Genomic DNA, 20,952 nt, shown 5'->3' on the forward strand with positions numbered 1-20,952 from the left:
GAATTCTCAAGAGAGTGAGAATGGTACGCTGGGCCGCGCTGAGCGTTGCCTTGTGGGCGACGACGACGCTGGCCGCGCCCGACGCGCAGACCATCCTGACCAATAGCGACGCGGTGCGCAATCCGGAACGCTCCTTCGGGCTGGTGGTGTCCTTGATCAGCTATAAGGACGGCAAGCAGAACGAGGCCAGCGCGCTGGCGGTGTATTCGCGCGCCGATCCGAAAAGCGGCCAGTTCCGCAGCCTGCTGCGTTTCATCAATCCCAAACGGGACGCCGGCAAGCTGATGCTCAAAAGCGGCAACGATCTGTGGTTTTTCGATCCGGCGAGCAAGGCCAGCGTGCCGATTTCGCCGCAGCAGCGGCTGCTGGGCCAGGCGGCCAACGGCGACGTGGTCACTGTCAACCTGGCGCTGGACTATCAAGCGGTGCTGGCCGGCGAGGAGACGATACAGGACGGGGATCGCCAGGCGCGGCTTTGCTACAAGCTGCGGCTCAGCGCGCGCAATCCCGGCGTCACCTACCACGCGATTGATCTGTGGGTGGACCGCGATGGCTATCGCAGCCGCAAGGCGCAATTCTACGCAGAGAGCGGAAGCCTGTTGAAGACCGCGTACTACCGCGCTTATCAGCCAGTGTTGGGACGAGAGCGCCCGACGGAAACCGTGATCATAGACGGCCTCAATCCGCGCTGGATAACGGTGTTGCGCAACAGCCAGTTCGCTTGGCGCGAGGTGCCGGAAGCTTGGTTGCAACGCGACTATCTGCCACGTTTTCGGGCCGAATGACGATGCGGAAGCTAGCGCTTGGGTGGTTGCTACTGGCGTGCGCGGCCGCGCGGGGCGCCGACGCGCCGCTGGACGAGGAAGCGTTGCGGCTGGCGGATCAAACCCGGATGGAGGAAGAGAAGCCGCGTGATCTGAAGCTTCAACTGGAGGCGTCCGCGTTGTCTCCGCGACCGGGAGACGATAGCCAGCGGCTGTCTTTCGATCTGCGCTGGGACGGCCGTCTGAGCCCGGCCTGGCGCGGCGTGCTGGCCAACCGGCTGGATTGGCGCTTCGCCGGCTCGCCGCAGCGGGACCACGGCGTCAATACCCTGAAGGAGGCCTATCTGAGCCGCGAGTTCGGCGTCGACGCGATGCTGGACTTGGGGCGCGTCAATACCCGCTACGGCGTGGCCGTGGGCTACAACCCCACTGATTTTCTCGGCGCCGGCACCGTGCGCTCGGTGGTGTCGGCGGACCCGGACAGCCTGCGTCAGAACCGTCTCGGCAACGCCATGTTGCGCTGGCAGCGGCTATGGGATCGGGCTTCCTTGACCGCGATCTGGTCGCCCAAGCTGGGTTCGGGGCCTAATCCGGACGGGGCCAGCCTGGACTGGGGCGCCAGCAATCCACGGCAGCGGCTGCTGCTGGCCGGCAGCTATCGCTTCGCTGAAAACCTGAATCCGCAATGGCTGTTGCTGCAAGAGCAAGGCCGTTCTCCGCAACTGGGCTTCAATGTGTCGCGTGTGCTTGGCAACGCCACCGTGGTCTATCTGGAATGGGCCGGCGGGCGGCAGCAGACTACTTGGAGGCAAAGCCTGGGGCTGCCGGATTCTGCTTGGCGCAATCGTCTGGCCGGCGGCCTGACCTGGACCGGCGCCAACAAACTGAGCCTGACCTTGGAGGGGCAGCAGGACGGCGCGGCGCCGGATGGCGATGAATGGCGAGCGCTGCGGGACAAGCCGGCGCTCTACGGCGCTTATCGGGCAGGAGTCGGCGCAAGCGGCGGCCTGCTCACCCGGCGCGCCGCCTTGCTGCGCGCGCATTGGCAGGATGCGCTGGTGGATGGCCTGGATCTGACCGCGATGCGCAGTTTCGACCTAGTGGATCATAGCGGCATGAATTGGGCCGAGGTCCGCTATCACCTGGGCGCGGCGGACCTGGCCTTGCAGTGGCAGCGTTTTGACGGAGCGCCGGACAGCCGTTACGGCGCGAGCCCGACGCGGCGGGTCTGGCAATTGCTGGTCGACTACTTTTACTGAGATCGTGAGCCGGCCTCGGAGGAGGCAAGGCGAGGCGGCTGTCGCGGCGCGGATCGCATGGCGAGCGGCGGGGAAACAAACCATAGTGATGATGAGGCGCGAAACGAAGAGGGGATGGGCATGGGGATGAGCACGGTGGCCGCGTTGCAAACGTATCTGCGCTCCTGGAACGCGGCGGGCTGTCTGCACGGCGTGGCCGCCGTCGGCTTGGCCAACGGCGAGCGGGTGGTCGTGGCCGGCGGCATGGCCGATCCGGGTTTGGCGGTGGCCAACGAGCCGGACACGGTGTTTCGCATCGGCTCGTTGAGCAAGAGCTTTACCGCCGCCGCGGTACTGCAGCAGGTGGCCCAGGGGCGGCTGGAACTGAGCGACAGCCTGGAGCGGTTTTTTCCCGACTTTCCCAATGCGGCGGGCATCAGCCTGCATCAATTGCTGAATCACAGCGCCGGCACCGCCAACTTCACCAGCGCGGCGGAATATTGGCCGACGCGGATGCGGCTGGCGCATCGGCCGCAGGAACTGCTCGATTGGGCGCACGCTTTGCCGCCGGCTTGCCCGCCCGGCATTGCCCACGCATACAGCAATACCGGCTATTTATTATTGGCGGCCATTGTGGAGCGGGTGGCGGATCAGGATTTCTCCAGCTATCGGCAGCAGTACCTGTTTCGGCCGCTGGGTCTGGAGCGCACTTTCGTCGACGATGGCCGCGTTATTCTGCCGCAGGCCGCGCGCGGCCTGCATCCCGGAGCGCCGTGGCGCTACGCGGAGCCGATGGACATGTCGGTGGCTTGGGGCGTCTACGATCTGGCCTCCAGCGCGGGTGATCTGTGCCGCTGGTTGGAGGCGCTGCAGCGGGGCGAGGCCTTGCCGGCCCGGCTGGCCGCGCTGATGCTGGACGTGGGCGCCCTGGAATACGCCTATGGGTTTTACGGCGAGGACTGGACGCTGGCCGGCCGCCGGCTGCGGCTGGCCCAGCACTTTGGCGATGTCAACGGCTTTTTCTCCTTCATGAGCGTCTTGCCCGGCGGAGGCGGCGTGGTGGTGTTGGCCAATGCCTTCGGCTCGCCGGTGGAGCGCCTGGGGCTGGATTTGGCGCGCATAGCCAGCGGAGAGGGGGTGGAAGCCCTGCCAACGCCGGGGCGGGAGCAGCCGGATGAACAGTTGTTTGTTCCGGGGCGTTATGAGAATGGAGAAGGCGCTTGGCTGGAGTTGTTTTACAACGAGCACGGCTGCTATGCGCGCAGCCCGCGCCGTTACGGCGAGCCAATCGCCTATCCGCTGACCGTGGAAGCGCAAACGCCGCAACTGGCGCGCAGCGCCGTGCTGCCGGAGACTCTGTTGATTGAGGCCGGAACGCTGCAATGGTGTGACGCCGAGGGGGAAACCAGACGCCTGCGTCGGCAGTAGGCGGTTTGTCCGGCGTAGAGGCGTGGTCTATCGTGAGAACTGACAAAACCAAGCCAGCTTTCGAGTCGGGGCCGAGAATTGACGGATTTTAAACAAGAGGCGCGGAAAGGGCGTTTCCGGGGGGGCCTCGCCTCCCTGTCATGGCGCGCGTTCGGGGTGGGGGTTCTCGTGCCCTTGCTCGCTTTGGCCGGGCAGTGGTGGTTTTGGGGCTGGATCCACCCATACGTCTGGTTCCTGTTCTATCCCGCGGTTTTCCTCTCCGCCATGCTGGGCGGGCTGACCGGCGGCCTGGTCGCCACCGCCTTGTCGGTATCCTTGGTTTGGTTTCTGTTCATACCCCCGCAGTGGAGCTTTGTCATTACCCGGACGGCCGATGCCGCCTCTATTGTCTTGTTCGCCTTGTGCGGCTTGATGTTTAGCCTGTTCAGCCAGCGCCTCATCCGCCGCCGGTCGCGCTGGGCGGAGAATGAGCTGACGCGTCAGCAAGCGTTATTGCACGCCATCATCGACAACTCCACCGCGGTCATCTTCGTCAAAGACATAAACGGCCGCTATCTGCTGGTCAATCAACGCTATCCCGATTTGTTCCATATCAGCGTAGAGGCCATGCGCGGCCTGCGCGATGAGGACTTGTTTCCGCCCGAGGTGGTGGCCGAGTTGCGCGACGCCGATCTGGAAGTGCTGAGCACCGGTCAGGCTCGAGAGTATGAGGAAACCGTGCCGCATGACGATGGTCCGCATACCTACTTGGTGTACAAATTTCCCTTGTTCGATGCAGAGGGGCGCGCCTACGCGGTATGCGGGATCGCATCGGACATCAGTGCGCGCAAGCGCGCCGAAGCGGAGCAGGGGAAGCGCGAGCAATTGCTGCAGGAAATGAGCGCCATCGCTCGGGTGGGCGGCTGGTGGTTTGATCCCGCAACCAGAGATTGCGGCTGGACCTCGGAAGTGGCCCGCATCCATGACCTGCCGGCGGATGCTCCGGCCAACACCTGCATTGGGTTGGATTTTTTCCATGGGGAGGATCGCCGGCGGATAGAGGAAGCGGTGCGCCGCGTCGTGACGGAGGCCGAGCCCTATGATCTGGAGCTGCAATTGCTCAGCGCCACCGGCCGGCGCAAGTGGGTGAGGGTGTCCGGGAGGCCTGTGTTGGCGGGCGGCAAGGTGGTGTCGGTGCGGGGCGCAATGCAGGATGTGTCCGACCGAAAAGCCATGGAAACCGCCCTGTTGGAAAGCGAGGAAAGACTATTGCTATTCATCGAACACGCCCCGGCGGCGCTGGCGATGTTCGATCGCAATATGCGTTATCTGGCGGCCAGCCGCCGTTGGCTGGACGATTACCAACTGGATGGCCAGAACACCATCGGCCGATCCCACTATGAGGTATTTCCGGAAATCCCCGAAGCTTGGCGAGAAATTCATCGCCGCGCGCTGGCCGGGGAGGTGGTGCGCGAAGAGGAAGACCGCTTTCTGCGCCAGAACGGCGCGGCGCAGTGGCTGTGTTGGGAAGTGCGGCCATGGCACGCGCGAGACGGCGCCATCGGCGGCATTGTGATCTTCTCCGAGGACATCACCGCGCGCAAATCCATGGAAGAAGAGCGTCACCAATTGGCGGAGGCGCTAGATCAGTCAGCGCAGCCGGTGGTGATGACCGATGCGGCCAAGAACATCTTGTACGTCAACGCCGCGTTTGGCGAATTAATGGGGTATTCGATTGGCGAGCTGCTGGGCACCTCGATTGCTCGCTTCATTCCGGATGATCCAGTCAGGAGGGCGGAACGAGCGGCGCTGGAGCAGCAGGTGAAACAGCAGGGGCGCTGGACCGGCGAGCAAGCGCGCGTCGCCAGCAACGGCGAAATCATCCCGGTTTACGCGTCCGTCACCGCCATGCACGATCTGACCGGCGCGTTCTGCGGCTTTTTTGACACTTATAACGATTTGCGGCCGCTGCACGAAAAAACCCAGGCGCTGGCCAGCGCCGAAGCGCGTTATCGCAGCGTATTGGATCATGCCGCCGACGCGGTGTTGGTGGCCGATGCGGAGGGGCGCTATCAATACGCCAACCTGCAGGCCTGTCAGTTGCTGGGTTATGACGAGCCGGAAATCCTGGCGATGCGGGTGGGCGATTTCAGCGTGGGCTCCACGGCGGACAATGCGCAGTCTTTGTTCCGGCGGTTGCTGTCCAACGAACAGTTGAGCGCCGAGATGCTGTTGCGGCGCAAGGACGGCGCCGAGGTGCCGGTGGAAGTGAACGCGATCCGCCTGCCGGACGGCGGCGTCTACGGCGCTTTCCGCGACATCAGCCTGAGGCGGCAGGCGGCGGAGCGGATTCGCCAGCTATCCATGGCTGTGGAGCAGAGTCCGGAGAGCATCGTCATCACCGATCTGGAAACGAGAATTGAATACGTCAACGAAGCGTTTGTCCGCAACACTGGCTACAGCCGGGAAGAGGTGATGGGGCGGACGCCCAATCTACTCAAGTCCGGGCTGACTCCAGCGGACACCTATGCTGAGTTGTGGGGCGCGCTGCGGGCCGGTCAGCCGTGGAAAGGCGAACTGTTCAACCGGCGCAAGGACGGCAGCGATTACGTTGACTTCGCCCACATTTCGCCTATCCGGCAACCGGATGGCAGGATCAGTCATTACCTGTCCTTGCAAGAGGATATCACCGAGAAAAAACGGTTGGCCATGGAGCTGGATCAGCACCGTCATCATCTGGAAGAACTGGTGGCGGTGCGCACCGCGGAGGTGCGCGCCACCAGCGCCAAGCTGCAAACCACTCAGTTCGCCATGGACAGTGTGGGCATCGGCATCCACTGGGTGGATGCGGAGAGCGGGCGGCTGGTCTACGTCAACCGTTACGCGGCGGAGCTGCTGGGCTACGGCATCGATGAAATGCTGCGCCTGAACGTGTCGGACATCGTGCCCAACACCACGCCTGAAATCTACGCGCGCACTGTGGAGCGCCTGCGGCAGCAAAGCCGGGCGCAGTTTGAAACCCAGCAACGGACCCGGGACGGGCGGCTGGTGGCGGTGGAGATGATTGCGTACTACCTGCCGGACAAGCCGGGGGGCTCGGACAAAATCATCGGTTTCGTCACCGACATCACCCGGCGCAAGGAGACCGAGCAGGCCCTGGTGCGCGCCAAGGAGGGCGCGGAGGCGGCCAATCTGGCCAAGAGCGCCTTCGTTGCCAATATGAGCCATGAAATCCGCACGCCCTTGAACGCCATTATCGGCTTCACCCATTTGCTGATGCGCACTCAACCACGGCCAGAGCAGCAGGTCAAACTGGAAAAAGTGCTGGTGGCCAGCGGGCATCTGCTCGGCATCATCAACGACATTCTGGACCTGTCCAAGATAGAAGCCGGCAAGTTGTCACTGGAGCTGACCGACTTCTCCATCGGCGGGCTGTTCGATCATGTGCGTTCGCTGATCGACGAGCCGGCGCAGGCCAAGGGTTTGCGCGTGGAGAGCGATTACGCCGGCGTGCCGCCGTGTCTGCGCGGGGACTCCACCCGTTTGCGGCAAGCCTTGCTCAATTACGCGGGCAACGCGGTCAAATTCACTGAGCGGGGAACCATCACCATGCGTGCGCGGCTGTTGCGGAGCGAGGGCGAGCGTCTGCTGCTGCGTTTCGAAGTGCGCGACACCGGCATCGGCATTCCCGCCGACAAACTGGCCAGCCTGTTCCAGGCGTTTCAGCAGGCGGACGATTCCACCACCCGCAAATACGGCGGCACCGGCCTGGGTTTGGCGATCACTCAGCGCCTGGCCGCGTTGATGGGCGGCGAAGTGGGCGCGGAAAGCCGGGAGGGGCAAGGCAGCGTGTTTTGGCTGACGGCCTGGCTGACGGAAGGGGAGAGCGTTGCCGCCGAGCCGGCCGGTGTGGAGCCTGACAAGGTTGAGGCCGAATTACGACTGCGCGCGGACGCGAGGGTGCTGGTGGTGGAGGACGACCTCATCAATCAGGAGGTGGCGCTCTGGCTGCTGGGGAGCGTTGGCCTGAAGGCCGAGCTGGCGCGCAACGGCAGGGAGGCCGTGGAGTGCGCCACCGCCGGAATATACGATCTGGTGCTGATGGACGTGCAGATGCCGGAACTGGACGGACTGGAGGCGACGCGTCGGATCCGGGGTTTGCCGCGTTGGGAACAAATCCCCATCCTGGGCATGACCGCCAACGCTTTTGAAGAGGACCGCCAACGCTGTCTGGCTGCCGGCATGAATGACTTCGTGGCAAAGCCGGTGGACCCGGAGCAACTGTTCGGATTGTTGTTGAAATGGCTGCCGTCGCTTGCGCCGCCTGGAATCGTGCCGCCCGATCCGGCGCCGGGCGTCGGGCGACGCGAGCAGTTGATGGGCCTGCCCGGCGTGGATCTGGCGGCGGGCCTGCGCACTGTTGGGAATGATCTGGAGCGCTTTGAGCGTTTGCTGCGCAAATTCGCGGACCTTCATCGCAACGACGCGGCCAGGTTGGAGGACGCGGCGCGCGCGGAGGAAGGCGAGGAAGCGTGCCGCATCGCCCACTCGCTGAAAGGGGCGGCCGGGTCCTTGGGGCTGGTCCGCGTTCAGGCCGAGGCCGCCGCGCTGGAAGCCGTTTTGAAACAAGGACGGGCCGAAGACGCGACGCCGGCGCATATCCAGACCTTGGGCCGCGAACTGACGGCCTTGTGCGCGGCGTTGGACGCATTGCCGTCTATGGCATAAGCGAGCCATGTTCTCGACTTTTAATGCAACTTGACGCTGCTTATTGAGTCAATCAATAGCATGAAGTCATCATTTTCCGATGACTGGCGGCCATCCCGGCAGCCGGTCGGGCGCGAAGAGCCAGCCTGGCCCCGATGCGTCGAGGACGCGGAAGGTTTCTCTAAATGAATATCCCTTTAGGCATTATCGAAGGCTTCTACGGCAAGCCATGGAACTGGGCGCAGCGGGAGCTGCTGGTCACCACGCTGGCGGCGCACGGCTATCGTTTCTATCTGTACGCGCCGAAAGCGGACGCGTATCTGCGCCGCGAGTGGCAGCAGGACTACCCGGCGGAGCAGGAAGCGCGGCTAGCGGCGTTCGCCGCTCATTGCCGGGGGCAGGAGGTCAGCTTCGGCATGGGGCTCAGTCCGTACGAAGCGTATCTGAACTTCAACGACGACGCCCGCCGGGCGCTGGCGCGCAAGCTGGAGCAACTGCAGCGCATCGGCGTCCGCCAATTGGCCATCCTGTTCGACGATATGCGCGGCGATCTGCCTGATCTGGCGGAACGCCAGGCGGAGATCGTCGCCTGGGTGAGCCAGCGCTGCGAAGTGGAGCGTCTGCTGGTGTGCCCCAGCTACTATTCCAGCGACCCGGTGCTGGACCGGGTGTTCGGCCAGCGTCCCGCCGGTTATCTGCAGCAACTGGGCCAGTGGCTGGCGCCGGACATCGACATTTTCTGGACCGGCGAGGAGGTGTGCTCGCGTGAAATCTCGCCAGGACACTTGCTGCAAGTGGGCAAATGGCTGGGCCGCAAGCCGGTGCTGTGGGACAACTACCCAGTGAACGACGGCGCGCGGATGTCGCAATACCTGCATGTGCGCGGTTTCACCGGCCGGTCCGCGGCCAACGCCGAACTGCTGGCGGCGCACGGGATCAATCCGGCGCAGCAAGCCGCGCTCAGCCTGATTCCCGCGCTGACGCTGGCGGACAGCTACAGGTTGGGGCCGCGCTATCAATACGGCGCCTCGATGCGTCGCGCCGCCCAGGTGGTGGCCGGCGAGGAACTGGCCGACATGTTGTGGCGAGATGTGCTGACCTTGCAGGACGTGGGGCTGGATCAACTGGGCGAACGCGCCGTAGCGCTGCGCGCGCGTTACGCGGCGGTGGATCATCCCTGCGCGCGGGAGGTGGTGGCCTGGCTGGATGGAGAGTATCGGATCAGCGAGCTTGAGGTGCAGACTCAGTAGGAAGGCTACTTTGCGTTACATGCCTTTACAACTGACTCACAGACGGGGGCGAGCCGGGACGCCTAGGATACGCAGCAAGGAAACACCAAAGCCCCGGCGTCGCGGCAGCACTTAAGCAGACGGACGCCCCCCTGACCCGACTGGAGAATGTCACCATGAAAAAACTGAGCCTGATCGTACTGTCCGCCGCTTTCGCCCTGAGCTCCGCCGCCGGCTTCGCCGCCGAAGCCGCCAAGCCGGCTTCCGCCCCGGTTGCCAAAGCCGCGCCCGCCGCCAAGAAAGCGCAGCACAAGGCCGTGAAGAAGCACGCTTCCGCCCCGGCGCAGAAAGCGCAAGCCGCCAAGACCGAAGCCTCCGCCCCGGCCAAGGCCGCCAAAAAGCCGGCTCAGCACAAGAAGCACGCCGCTAAGAAAACCCACAAGCAGGCTGCTTCGGCTCCGGCTCAAAAGGCCCAAGCCGCCAAGGCGGAAGCCTCCGCTCCGGCCAAAGCCGCCAAGAAGCCGGCTCAGCACAAGAAGCACGCCGTAAAGAAAACCCACAAGAAAGCCGCGGCTTCCGCAGCCAAGTAAGCTGAAGAACAAGGGCGCGCGCAGCGCGGCCCAAACGGGGATGAAGGGAGGCCTAGGCCTCCCTTTTTTTGCGTGCTTGGAGGCTGTCTACGATCTGCTGTGCGTCGTGAGGCGCACTCCTTCTCAACGCTTATGCAGCACGTATCGTAAACACGTTTTTAGCGAGGACGTTTCTGACGTCGCTGCCGGCGCGCCTCAAGCCACGCGCGCAGGGTTTGCGCGTCATGCAGCTGGTGTTGGTTGTCCAGGTGACGGTAGACCTGGACCCGGCGCGCGCCCAGCCACAGCATATGCTCCAAATAATTGAAGAAGCCCATCCAGTGGCCGCGCTGGCTGTGGTCGTCGAAATCGATGTCGCGGGCGACGCGGCTGAGCAGGCCGGAGCCGACGTATTCCGGATTGTCCTTCAACCATTGCAGCAAGTGGGCGGCGCATTCGCGGCCGTAAGCGCAGGCGAGAGCGTAGTTTTCGGCGGCGGCGGGCATCTGCCAGTAGTGGGGGTGGTTGCGGGAGGGCAGATAACGGACGAAGGGAAGCAGGGTTTCCTGCTGTTCGCGGGCGGCCAGTTTGTAGCGGCGACGGGGAGGTAGGGTATAAGACATGGTGTTTCTCCTGCTGTGACACAAGATAAACCACCTGCCGGGTAAGGCTGAGGTATTGGGCAGGCGCGTGGCAGGATTGGCGTACCGGAAACGATAAAACCGGCGAGTGCATGGCACTCTCCCACCACGAGCCTGCCCGTCAGAGCATTGCTGTGGTGTGCGCGGCTGTAGAACCACAGCCGCTTTTTATCGTTTAACGGGACGCCAATCCCGTGTGCCGCTTGTTGGGCGGCAACGTGGGGATTGTTGCCGAGAGCGGGGGCGGGGTCAAGGCGACGCGGCGGTTAGGGAGATCGTGTACAGCTGTTTAGAGCCGGTTTCAACGCCGTATCGCCTAAGAGCGGCTAACAAAAATCAGTTTTACGGCTGAGGCAAGGCGCGCCGACGCAGGCAGTACTTGAGTACGGCAAGTCGGCGCAACGCAGCATCAGGAATTTTGTTAGCCGCTCTAAGCGCAGCAGACTTAGAACAGGTTCTAGCCGGTGGCCGGCGTGGCGGCGGGCTCCTGAACAATATTGAGCAGCGGCGCGCGCGGGTCGGGCCGATCCAGCCAGAAGCGGCGCTCCAGTTCCGCCGCCGGCAGAGGCCTGCAGAATAGGTAACCTTGCAGGGTATCGCAGAACATATAAGTCAAGGCGGTGGCTTGTTCATCGGTTTCCACGCCTTCCGCCACCACTTTGAGCTGCAGGGAATGGGCCAGCGCGATGATGGCGCCGGTCAAGGTCATCGCGTCCGGATCTTCCAGCATTGCGCGCACGAAGGACTGGTCGATCTTCAGCTCCTGGGTTGGCAGCTTGGCCAGATAGGACAGCGAGGAGTAGCCGGTGCCGAAATCGTCGATGGAAATGCCCACCTGCATATCGCGGATGCGGCGCAGGGTTTCGCCGCAAGTATCCAAATTGTCCAGCACCACGGTTTCGGTGATTTCGATGTCGATGCCCGGCACGGCGGCGCCTTCGCTCAGGGCTTTTTGCAGCTGTTCGGCGAAATCGGCCTGGCGTAATTGCAGCGGCGAAACGTTGACCGCGATGCGCGGCGCCGGATAGCCGGCTTGCTGCCAGCGCAGATGGTCGCGCGCGGCTTGCCGCAGCGCCCAGGCGCCCACTTCCAGGATCAGGCCGGTTTCCTCCAGCAAGGGGATGAACTGCGCCGGCGACACCAGGCCGCGCTCGGGGCTTTGCCAGCGCAACAGCGCTTCCACGCCTATGATTTGCCGCGACACCGCGTCCACTTTGGGCTGGTAGTGAAGCACGAACTCTTGATGCTCCAGCGCCAAACGCAGCCGATTTTCCAGCTCCAGCGTCACGGCGGCGCGTTCGCTCATCTCCTGGCGGTAGAACAAATAGCGCTCATTGGTGTTTTGCGCCAGCTTGAGCGCGGCCTCCGCGTTCTCCAGCAGGCTCTCCGCGTTGTCGCCGTCTTCCGGGAAGGTGGCGATGCCGAATTTGGCGGAAACGCGCAGCTGTTTGTCCAGGATGGCGATGGGTTGGGCGACGCAGCGCTCTTGCAGTTGCATGACTTGTCGCGCGATGTCCTCCTCGCTTTTGACTTCGGGGATCATTAGCGCGAAACGGTCTATCTTGACGCAGGCCAGCAGCCGGGCTTCCTCGGTAAAGGATTCCAGCCGCGCCGCCAGCAGGCGCAGCACTTGGTCGCCGGCCCAGCGGCCATAGACGTCGTTGATGGATTTGAAGTGTTCGATGTCGAGGAAGACCACCGCCAGGCGTCGCTGCTCGTTGTGGTTGGCGCTGATTTGCTGCGCCAGGCGCTCGTGGAACAGGCTGCGGTTGGCCAGGCCGGTCAACTCGTCGTAGTAGGACAGGAAATGCAGCCGTTCCTCTTTTTCGATATGGTCCAGCGCGAAAGCGATGTCGCCGGCCAACTCGGATAGCAGCTGCATTTCTTCGTGATCGAAGACGTTGGCCTCATTGGAACACAGCGTTAGCGAGGCGGCGCGTTGTCCTGGCAGCGGCAAGGGCAGGCAGGCCAGCGAGCGGATGCCTTGCGCCAGCAATTGTTCGCGCGCCGTGTAGGGCAGCTGCGCGCCAAGCTGATTGCAGACGAGGTTGTCGCCGCTGTTGATGGCAACGGCGGACAACTGCAGCAGCGCCTCGGGGTTGGGCGACGGTTCCGCTTGCCCTTGCAGAGCGGCTAGGCGGTGTTGGCCGTCGCTCTGGTCCATTGTGCTGATCCAGACCATTTTGAACGCACCGCTATGGGTGGCGATGCGGCAGGTTTCCTGGAACAGTTCCTGGCGGTCGTGGCAGCGCACGATCAGCATATTGATGCCGCTGAGAATGGCGTAGACGCGGTTGAGCCGTTCTATGCGCAGCCGCAGCAAGGAGTGCTGCAGGGTGATGGCTAGTTGCTGGGCGAAGGCCCGCGAAACCTCCAGATGTTCAAAGTCGTGGCGGGCGATGGTCTGAAAAGCGAGGTTCAGGGACCCCAGCAGCTGTCCTTCCGCCATCAGCGGCAGCCGCAGATAGGCGCGCACGCCGTGGCTGCGCAGCCATTTGACCAGCGCGGATGGTTGCGCCTGCGTGGTGATGTCATGCATGAAGCTGGGCTGGCCGCGCTTGAGCTGCTCCAGGTCGCTTAAACCAAAGCTGGAGAAAGGGAAGCGGCTGTCGATCGGGATTTCGTCTTTAGCGTCGCATTCCAGCGCCAAAAAGATGATCTCCTCGTGTCGCCAGTCGAACACCGTGGCCGATGCGCCCCAGAACGGCACCAACTGCGCTAGCATGCGTAGCGCTTCCTGCGCGGTTTGCTTCGGGCTGGCGGCGGACAGCAGGGTGAGCCCCATGTCGCGCAGCGACTCCAGTTGTCGGCTGTGGCGTTTGAGCTCCTGCTCCGTTTTCAGTCGCTCGGTGATGTCGCGCATGATGGCGGTGTAATATTTCTGGCCGCCCACCTCCAGCTGGGACACCGAGGCTTCGGCGTAGAATTCGCTGCCGTCGGCGCGCAGGCCCCGTACCCCGCCGGCCGGCGCAAGGCTGCGGCTGACCGGGCCGTTCCGGCCGAAGTCTCGGATCAGCCGCGCGTGGTGGGAACGAAATGATTCCGGCACCAGCATGTCGACCCGTTGACCCAGCACTTGCTCGGCGCGGTAGCCGAAGGCTCGTTCCGCGGCGGGATTGAACAGGATGATGTTCAAGTCGGCGTCGATGGTGACGATGGCGTCCATCGCGGTGTCGATGATGCCGGCGCGTTGCATTTCGCTGAGGCGGATGGCGGCTTCGTGAGCTTGCAGCTGGTCCAGCATGTGATTGAACTGGCGAGACACTGCGCGTAGTTCGCGCGGCCCCAGTTCCTGCGCCCGCGCCTGAGAGGCGCCGCTGGCCACGGCTTGCGCTGTCTCCGCCAACTGCCGCGCCGGGCGGGTCAGCGCGCGGCTGAAGCTTTGCGCCAACAAGCCGCAGAGCAGCAAGGTGGCGATGCCGTTGGCGGCGCCCCAGCGCAAGCGGTTGTAGTAGGGCGCGAAGACATCCTGTTCCGGCAAGGCGGCGATGATCAGCCAGTCCGCCTGGGAGAACTTGCGATAGGAGTAGAGGCGCGACACGCCGTCGCGGCCGACGCCCAGTTCGAAGCCGGAGGCGTTGCTGTGGATACGTGAGATGGTGCGGACGACATTGACCGAGGTTTTGCCGTGCCAGAGCGAGGGGTCCGGATAGCGCAGCAAAAAGGCCGCTTGTGAACTGAGCACCGCGATGATCAGCCTGCGGTCCAGCGTGGCCGGCAGCACATGGGACTGTAGCGCCAGCAGGTCCAGTTGCAGCGTCAGCAGCCCTACGCGTCGGCCTTGTTCATCACGCACCGGATAGCTGGGCATGATGATCCAACGCCGAGTGGCGGGCTCTTGCAGCGGTTCGCTGAGCATTAGTCCGGGGGCGTCCAGCGCGCGGGAGAACCAGCCGTGGTTGGGCGGGGGCGCGTGCATGGCGAGGTTTTGCGCATGTCGGCAGACCGGCTGCCCCGCGGCGTTGCTGAGCGTTAACTGGGTGACGGAGGGAAAGCTCAGCGTGAGATCGCGATAGGCGTCGGCGCATTCGGCGGGGTTGAGCCGGCGCAGCGGCGGCCGTTGGCTCAGTTGTGCCAGCAGCCGTTCCAGTTCGACGATCTTGTCCGCCAGAGTTTGATCCACTTGGTCGGCCACGACGCGGGTTTGCATTTGCGCGGCGTCGCGCAGATTGCGGGCCGATTCGTAGGCGCCGATGCCGATCAGCACGGCGGCGGGCAGCAGGCAGGCCAGCGCGAACAGCAGTAATTGAGTACGCAGGCCCAACCCGCTGACGGCGGACAGAGTGCGGTTTAGGCCTGCGCGCATGTGGCGGCTACTTTCCGGGACAGGGAATAATCAAAAATTAGTTCCTGCTGCCGGAGGGGGCAAGCCGCGCTCATGTCAAGTGCGTAGCCGGGAGGTGGCGCGGCGCGGCGCCCCCCGCGTAAGCCTTGCCTGGCAAGGCTTACGCGGGGGGTGGATAGTGTGATAAGTACTTCCACTTATCTCACTGACAAAACCTGACGTGGCCGCTTGGCATGCGCCGATATGGGGGGGATTACAGAAACATGCCGCCGGAGGCTTCCACGCGTTGGCCGTTGACCCAGGCCGCGCCGTCGCTGAGCAGGGTGGCGATGGCACCGCCGATGTCGTCTGGCCGGCCGACGCGGCCCAGCGCGGTTTGCGCGGCGATATGGGCATTGACCTGCTCGTTGTCGCGCACCAGGCCGCCGCCGAAATCGGTTTCAATCGCGCCGGGGGCGATGACGTTGACCGCGATGCCGCGAGGACCCAGTTCCTTGGCCAGGTAGCGGGTCAGCACTTCCACGCCGCCCTTCATCGCCGCGTAGGCGGCGTAGCCGGGCAGGGCGAAGCGGGTCAGGCCGGTGGAAACGTTGAGAATGCGGCCGCCGTCGGCGATCAGCGGCAGCAGCGTCTGGGTCAGGAAGAACGGTCCTTTGAGCTGTATGTTCATCAATTGGTCGAACTGCGCCTCGCTGGTGTCGGCGAAGGCGGCGTGAATGCCGATGCCGGCATTGTTGACTAGAAAGTCGAAGTCGGCGCGCTGCCATTGTTCGCTCAGCGTCTGGCGCAACTGGGCGGCAAAGGCGCCGAAGCTCGCGCTCTGGCCGACGTCCAGCGGCAGCGCGGCGGCCTTGCCGCCCAAGGCCCGGATTTCGGCAACCACCGCCTCGGCGTCGGCGGCGCGGCTTTGATAAGTGAGGACTACGTCCACGCCCTGGCGCGCCAGGTGCAGGGCCGCGCTTTTGCCCAGGCCGCGGCTGCCGCCGGTGATGACTGCGATCTTCTTGCTCATGGGAATCTCCTGTAGGGGCGGGTGCAGGTTTGGACCCGATGAGTTCAGTTTATTGTGTGGTTTTCAATAAACAAATATGAGTTATTTAATTATAGTGTTCGTATATTCATAACAATTGGCGGTGGAGATGAACAAGCTGGAAGCAATGCAGATTTTTGTCCGGGTAGCCGAGCTATCCAGCTTCACCCAGGCGGCGGACAGCCTGGGCCTGCCCAAGGCCAGCATCTCGGTGGCGGTTAAACAGACTGAAGCCTGGCTGGGCGCGCGCTTGTTGCATCGGACCACGCGCAAAGTGCAGATGACCCAGGACGGCCAGGCTTTTTACGAACGCTGCAAGGATGTGTTGGCGGAGATGGACGAGTTGCAGGGCATGTTTCAGCGCGGCGAAGAGACGCTGAGCGGGCGGCTGCGGGTGGATATGCCCAGCGGCGTGGCGCGCTATCAGGTGTTGCCGCGCCTGGACGAATTCCTGCAACGCCACCCGCGGCTGGAGCTGGAGTTGAGCAGCACCGACCGCAAGGTGGACATCGTGCGCGAGGGCTTTGATTGCGTATTGCGGGTGGGGGAGCTCAGCGATTCCAGCCTGGTGGCGCGGCCGTTGGGACGCTTTCGGCAGCTCAATTGCGCCAGCCCGGCCTATCTGGCGCGCTACGGCGCGCCGGCCGGCCTGGAGGACCTGGCGCGGCACCGGTTGGTCCATTATGTCTCCACCCTGGGGGCGCGCCCGGCCGGCTGGGAATGGCGGGACGATAGCGGCAGCCATTGGCTGGCCATGAGCGGCAGCGTCATCGTCAACAACGCCGACGCCTACCAGGCGGCCTGCCTGGCCGGCTTGGGACTGATCCAGGCGCCGGAGTCCGGCGTGCGTCATTTGCTGGACAGAGGCGAACTGGTGGAAGTCTTGCCGGAATTCCGCGCCGCGCCGATGCCGGTGACCTTGCTGTATGCCCATCGACGCAACCTGCCGCGCCGCGCGCGGGTATTCATGGATTGGCTGGCGGAGGCGCTGGCGCCCCACTTGCTCTGAATCCGGCGCAAACATGGCGGCGCAGGGGCAAGCTGCCCTATCATGTAGTCCGGTCAACCATTTTAGAACCTGTTTACGATCAGCTGCGCGTTGGCGATACGGCGTTGAACACCCCTTCGAAATGCTCATGTACCGTGTGTACATTCCGCTTTCTCAGCGGTTTTCGCCTTGTCTCGCCTTAGCTCGCGAGATCGTAAACACGTTCTTACTTCGTCATATTCCCACCATGATTGTTAGATCCACCTCTTCCTGGCTGCGCTTGCTGTTTGTCTGGCACGGTTCGGTGTTGCCGCGCATCATGCCGCGCCTGTTGTTGGTTTTCTTCATTTCCATCGCCGCCGCCGCTGTGCGCGGCTGGTGGCTGAGCGAGCACGCGGATTCGGCGCTCAGCATTCCCGCCTTTACTCTGATGGGGGTGTCGCTGGCCATCTTCCTGGGCTTTCGCAACTCGGTCAGCTACGAACGTTTCTGGGAAGCGCGCAAGCTATGGGGCAGCTTGCTGATCGTCAACCGCTCGCTGGCGCGGCAGGCCTTGTCGCTGGCGCCGGACAACGCCGACGCGCGGCGCTTGATAGACGGCTGTTGCGCCTTCGCTTACGCGTTGAAGGCGCAGCTGCGCGGCGACGACGCCGACGCGCATTTGCGGCGGCTGCTGCCGGAGGAGATCCTGGACAAGGCGTTGGCGGGACGCTTCAAGCCGGCGTTGATCCTGGCCTGGTTGGGACAATTGACCGCGCGCATGCGCCGCGACGGCGCGTTGAGCGATATGCAATGGCATGCGCTGGACCGCAATCTGAACTCCTTGTCCGAAGTACTGGGCGGCTGCGAGCGCATCGCCTCCACGCCCATCCCTTTCACTTACCGGGTGTTGCTCAACCGCACCGTCACCGTGTACAGCTTGTTGCTGCCGGCCGGCCTAGTCACCAGCATAGGCTGGCTGACGCCGGCGATCGCCGTCTTCATCGCCTACACCTATCTGGCCTTGGAAGTGATAGGCGAGGAGCTGGAAGAGCCGTTTGGCAAGGAGGGCAACGACCTGCCGTTGTCCGCGCTGTGCCACGGCATTGAGGCCTCGCTGCGCGAGATGCAGGGCGAGGACGTGGCCGCGCCGGCGCCGGAGCAGCAGGGCATTTATTTGTATTGATCGGGGTTTAAACCTGTTTACGATCTGCTGCGCGTTGTGGAGCGTTACACGGTGAGTACACCCTCAAAATACTCATCTACCCCTTGGCCATTCCGCTTTTCCGCTCGCTTTCGCCTTGTCTCGCTCTGGCTCGCGGGACTTTGAACAGGCTCTTATAGCGCGGCCAGCTCATCCAGGCGAATGATGCGCGCTATCGTCTCCAACTGGCGCATCGAGATCCGATGTTCTTCTTCGCTGGCGGCGGCGCAGCCGTCCTCCAGCACTAGCACCTGATAATCGCGGTCGTGGGCGTCGCGCGCGGCGGCCTGCACTGCCCAAGTGCTGCTGACCCCGGACAAGATCAGGCGTTCAATGCGATGGGCGCGCAGCACGGCTTCCAGCGAGGTGGCGTAAAACGCGCTGACGCGGGGCTTGATCACGATGGCGTCTTCCGGCCTCACGTCCAGATCCGGATGGAAGGCGGTGCCGGGGCCGGACAGGTCCAGCGCGCCGAATTCGCGCGCGCGGCCAAACAGCGGCGAGTTTTTAGGTTGCTCCACATAGGAGGGCGAGAAGCCCACTTTCACCTGTACCACCAGCCAGCCGCGGCGGCGCGTCTCTGCGATGGCCTGGTTGGCGGCGACGATGACGCCGCGTTGACGCGCGTGTTCGGCGCAGCGGGCAACCTTGCCGCCTTCGACCATGATGTCGTGGATGTAGTCCAAACCAATAAAAGCGGTGTTCATCGCTGAGCTCCTTAAGACCCGCTAACAAAACCCCTGATCCTGCGTTGCGCCTCCTTGTCGTACCACTTGTACTGTAGCTTCGCAGAAACTTCGTTTTCTGCGTCGGCGCGCCTTGGCTCAGGCTCTCTGTGAGGTTTTGTTAGCGGCTCTAATTACGTATTGATCAAGGCTGGCGCGCGGTCGGCGGTTCAGCGGCGGCCAACTCCGCCAGCACCTCGCCGGCGGCAAGCAGCAGCTCCAGGCGTTGCGGCGGCAGTCCGGCCAGCGCGGCGCGCAGCCAGTCGTCTTTGCGCAGGCGGTGAGCCTCAAGGACGCTGCGGCCGGCTTCGCTCAGACGGACCCGGACCTTGCGGCCGTCTTCGGGATCGGCGGCGCGCAGAATCAGCCCCCCGGTCTCGAGCTCGCGCAGCAGGCTGGCCAGATTGGAGCTGCGCAGCTTTTCCGCGCGAGCCAGCGCCGACGGCGTTGCTGTGCCGTCGGCGCGTTCGATACAGGCGAGCAATGAGAGTTGGGCGAACGGCAGTTCGTCGTCCTGCGCTTCCAGGCGCAGCCGGCGCGTCAAGGCCATCAGTTGCAGGCGCAGCTGGGAAGCGGCTTCCGGTGTGACGGTCAGGTGTGGCATTCGGCTATTTTAGCATAGCTATGTATGTATAGATAAATGCGGGAAAAGTGCCGCGAGGACGGTTTCTTGGCGGGGTTCGTGCCGCGCTCGCCGCCTCGCGGCCCGCATTGAGCGGAGGCTTAACTCGGCTTCGGACAGTTGCTCATCCAGCGTATGCCGAAGCGGTCGACCAGCATGCCGAAGCGGGCCCCCCAGAAGGCGTCGTGCAGCGGTTCGTTGATTTGGCCGCCTTGAGCCAGGGCTTCGAAGATCGCCGTCTGCTCCGCCTCGCTGTCCAGCATGAAGTTCAGCGTGATGTTTTCTCCCAGGACGGGCGTGCGGCCCGGCATGCCGTCGGAGGCCATGAAATGAACGCCTTCGGCTTTGAACTCCGCGTGCAGAATCTTGTTCTTGGCTTCGTCCGGGCTGGGGAAGTCCGCGTCGCCGAAGCGCATCAGCGCCACAATCTCGCCGTTGAAGCATTGGCGGTAGAAGGCCAGCGCCTGTTCGCACTGGCCGTGGAAGTTGATGTAGGGCAGCAGGGTTTTCATCAGAGAGACTCCTGGTGGTGGGGGAGAGGCCGGCTTTACTTCAGAAGCTGTTTACGATCTGCTGCGCGTCGGCGATACCGCGTTGAACTGTCTTTGAAATGCTCATGTACCCTATGTGTACTCTGTTTTCGCCTTAGCTAGCGATATCGTAAACATGCTCTTCGGGCGGCAAGCATTGCCGCAGCGCGTCGCTGACGGCCGCCGCCGTGTCGGGCCGGGTCAAGCGGGCGGCTTCCTGGCCGTGACGAAGGAAAATCAGCGTAGGCCATAGCTTAACGCGGTAGCTGCGCCCCAAGCGGCGGCCCGGGCCGTCTTCGATTTGCAGATGACGGACGCCGGGGCACTCCGCCAACGCTTGTTGAATCAAGGGCTGGGCCGCCTGGCAATGGCCGCACCAGGGCGCGCCGAATTCCAGCACGGTGACGCCGGGCTGGGCATCCAGTTGGGCGCGTTCCGGAGCCGGGTCGCGGTAGAGTTCGTCCATGGTCTGGGAGGGGCTGGGGTGAATTTTAAATATGCCAAAAGACTGGAGAGTTTGCCAGCGCTTTGACGAAGAGGCGGCGACGCGGGCTTGCCAAAGCCGGGCAAAACCGCGACGATGCAGGCCGTTTCGTCAATGGCCCAGGGTTTGAAATCATGAAATCGCGCAATGTTTCCGGCGGCTTGGTGTACTCCACCGAACACGGCCGCATGTGTCCGCAGTGCGGCTTCGCCGTTGCCCAATGCCAATGCGGCAAGCAAGAGGCGCCGGCCGGCGACGGCGTGGTGCGGGTGCGCAGAGAAACCAAGGGCCGCAACGGCAAGGCGGTCACCGTGGTCCAGGGCGCGCCGCTGAACGCGTTGGAGTTGGCGCAACTGGGCAAGCAGCTGAAAAACGCCTGCGGCAGCGGCGGCACGGTCAAGGACGGTGTGATCGAGATCCAGGGCGATCACTGCGAACAGGTGGTTGGGCTGCTCAAGCAGCGCGGCTGGACGGTGAAGCGCGCAGGCGGCTAGCAGTCGTTCCCCGCACGCGGCGCTCTGCCCTCGTCGGAATGAAAAAGCCCGCGGCA

16 protein-coding genes are annotated in these 20,952 nt (G+C 63.7%); 9 read left to right on the plus strand and 7 right to left on the minus strand.

The features are described 5' to 3' along the window. Nucleotides 1-20 precede the first annotated feature (20 nt). The 6 genes from GYH29_RS07490 to GYH29_RS07515 all read left to right on the plus strand — a co-directional run bounded on the left by GYH29_RS07490 (nt 21) and on the right by GYH29_RS07515 (nt 9,935). The gene (locus GYH29_RS07490) at nt 21-785 is read left to right on the plus strand and encodes an outer membrane lipoprotein-sorting protein (protein ID WP_198001649.1); all 765 of its coding nucleotides are present in this window, start codon (nt 21-23) and stop codon (nt 783-785) included. A gap of 2 nt (nt 786-787) precedes the next feature. Next, nucleotides 788-2,023: a hypothetical protein gene (locus GYH29_RS07495; RefSeq protein WP_146176042.1), complete on the plus strand. Its 1,236-nt coding sequence runs from the start codon at nt 788-790 to the stop codon at nt 2,021-2,023. A gap of 120 nt (nt 2,024-2,143) precedes the next feature. Then, the gene (locus GYH29_RS07500) at nt 2,144-3,430 is read left to right on the plus strand and encodes a serine hydrolase domain-containing protein (protein ID WP_161523445.1); all 1,287 of its coding nucleotides are present in this window, start codon (nt 2,144-2,146) and stop codon (nt 3,428-3,430) included. A gap of 156 nt (nt 3,431-3,586) precedes the next feature. Continuing rightward, the gene (locus GYH29_RS07505) at nt 3,587-8,137 is read left to right on the plus strand and encodes a PAS domain S-box protein (protein WP_269473803.1); all 4,551 of its coding nucleotides are present in this window, start codon (nt 3,587-3,589) and stop codon (nt 8,135-8,137) included. A 164-nt stretch (nt 8,138-8,301) separates the two neighbouring features. Further along, entirely contained in the window at nt 8,302-9,366 is a 1,065-nt protein-coding gene (locus GYH29_RS07510; protein WP_161523447.1) for a beta-N-acetylglucosaminidase domain-containing protein, read from the plus strand. A gap of 155 nt (nt 9,367-9,521) precedes the next feature. Beyond that, nucleotides 9,522-9,935 (plus strand): hypothetical protein, encoded by a 414-nt coding sequence (locus tag GYH29_RS07515; protein WP_019103898.1) that lies wholly within the window; start codon nt 9,522-9,524, stop codon nt 9,933-9,935. A 158-nt stretch (nt 9,936-10,093) separates the two neighbouring features. Here the strand turns inward: GYH29_RS07515 and GYH29_RS07520 are convergent, their stop codons facing one another. The 3 genes from GYH29_RS07520 to GYH29_RS07530 all read right to left on the minus strand — a co-directional run bounded on the left by GYH29_RS07520 (nt 10,094) and on the right by GYH29_RS07530 (nt 15,852). Beyond that, nucleotides 10,094-10,537, minus strand: coding sequence for a hypothetical protein (locus GYH29_RS07520; RefSeq protein WP_081545516.1), 444 nt, complete (start codon nt 10,535-10,537; stop codon nt 10,094-10,096). Between the two features lie 475 nt (nt 10,538-11,012). Then, nucleotides 11,013-14,861, minus strand: a complete 3,849-nt coding sequence (locus GYH29_RS07525; protein ID WP_118266925.1) for an EAL domain-containing protein — start codon at nt 14,859-14,861, stop codon at nt 11,013-11,015. Nucleotides 14,862-15,093: 232 nt separating this feature from the next. Continuing rightward, nucleotides 15,094-15,852: an SDR family NAD(P)-dependent oxidoreductase gene (locus GYH29_RS07530; RefSeq protein WP_043591582.1), complete on the minus strand. Its 759-nt coding sequence runs from the start codon at nt 15,850-15,852 to the stop codon at nt 15,094-15,096. A 127-nt stretch (nt 15,853-15,979) separates the two neighbouring features. Here GYH29_RS07530 and GYH29_RS07535 point away from each other — a divergent pair, with 127 nt between their 5' ends. Both GYH29_RS07535 and GYH29_RS07540 read left to right on the plus strand, forming a co-directional pair. Beyond that, entirely contained in the window at nt 15,980-16,879 is a 900-nt protein-coding gene (locus tag GYH29_RS07535; RefSeq protein ID WP_039755315.1) for a LysR family transcriptional regulator, read from the plus strand. Nucleotides 16,880-17,105: 226 nt separating this feature from the next. Beyond that, a complete protein-coding gene (locus GYH29_RS07540) occupies nt 17,106-18,023 on the plus strand; it encodes a bestrophin family protein (protein ID WP_039755311.1) in 918 nt (305 codons plus the stop codon). A 152-nt stretch (nt 18,024-18,175) separates the two neighbouring features. Here the strand turns inward: GYH29_RS07540 and GYH29_RS07545 are convergent, their stop codons facing one another. The 4 genes from GYH29_RS07545 to GYH29_RS07560 form a co-directional block, all read right to left on the minus strand. Next, a complete protein-coding gene (locus GYH29_RS07545) occupies nt 18,176-18,748 on the minus strand; it encodes a cysteine hydrolase family protein (protein ID WP_161523448.1) in 573 nt (190 codons plus the stop codon). Between the two features lie 163 nt (nt 18,749-18,911). Beyond that, a complete protein-coding gene (locus GYH29_RS07550) occupies nt 18,912-19,370 on the minus strand; it encodes a MarR family winged helix-turn-helix transcriptional regulator (protein WP_081576297.1) in 459 nt (152 codons plus the stop codon). A 119-nt stretch (nt 19,371-19,489) separates the two neighbouring features. Continuing rightward, nucleotides 19,490-19,900 carry a VOC family protein gene (locus GYH29_RS07555; RefSeq protein ID WP_019102151.1) on the minus strand — a complete coding sequence of 137 codons (411 nt, stop codon included), beginning with the start codon at nt 19,898-19,900 and terminating at the stop codon, nt 19,490-19,492. A 133-nt stretch (nt 19,901-20,033) separates the two neighbouring features. Beyond that, on the minus strand, nt 20,034-20,384 hold the full coding sequence (locus GYH29_RS07560) for a thioredoxin family protein (RefSeq protein WP_019102150.1): 351 nt from the start codon (nt 20,382-20,384) through the stop codon (nt 20,034-20,036). A gap of 152 nt (nt 20,385-20,536) precedes the next feature. Here GYH29_RS07560 and GYH29_RS07565 point away from each other — a divergent pair, with 152 nt between their 5' ends. Next, on the plus strand, nt 20,537-20,896 hold the full coding sequence (locus tag GYH29_RS07565) for a translation initiation factor Sui1 (RefSeq protein WP_081545508.1): 360 nt from the start codon (nt 20,537-20,539) through the stop codon (nt 20,894-20,896). Nucleotides 20,897-20,952 lie beyond the last annotated feature (56 nt).

Origin of the sequence: Chromobacterium haemolyticum, assembly GCF_009936155.1 — a bacterium.
GTDB lineage: Bacteria > Pseudomonadota > Gammaproteobacteria > Burkholderiales > Chromobacteriaceae > Chromobacterium > Chromobacterium haemolyticum.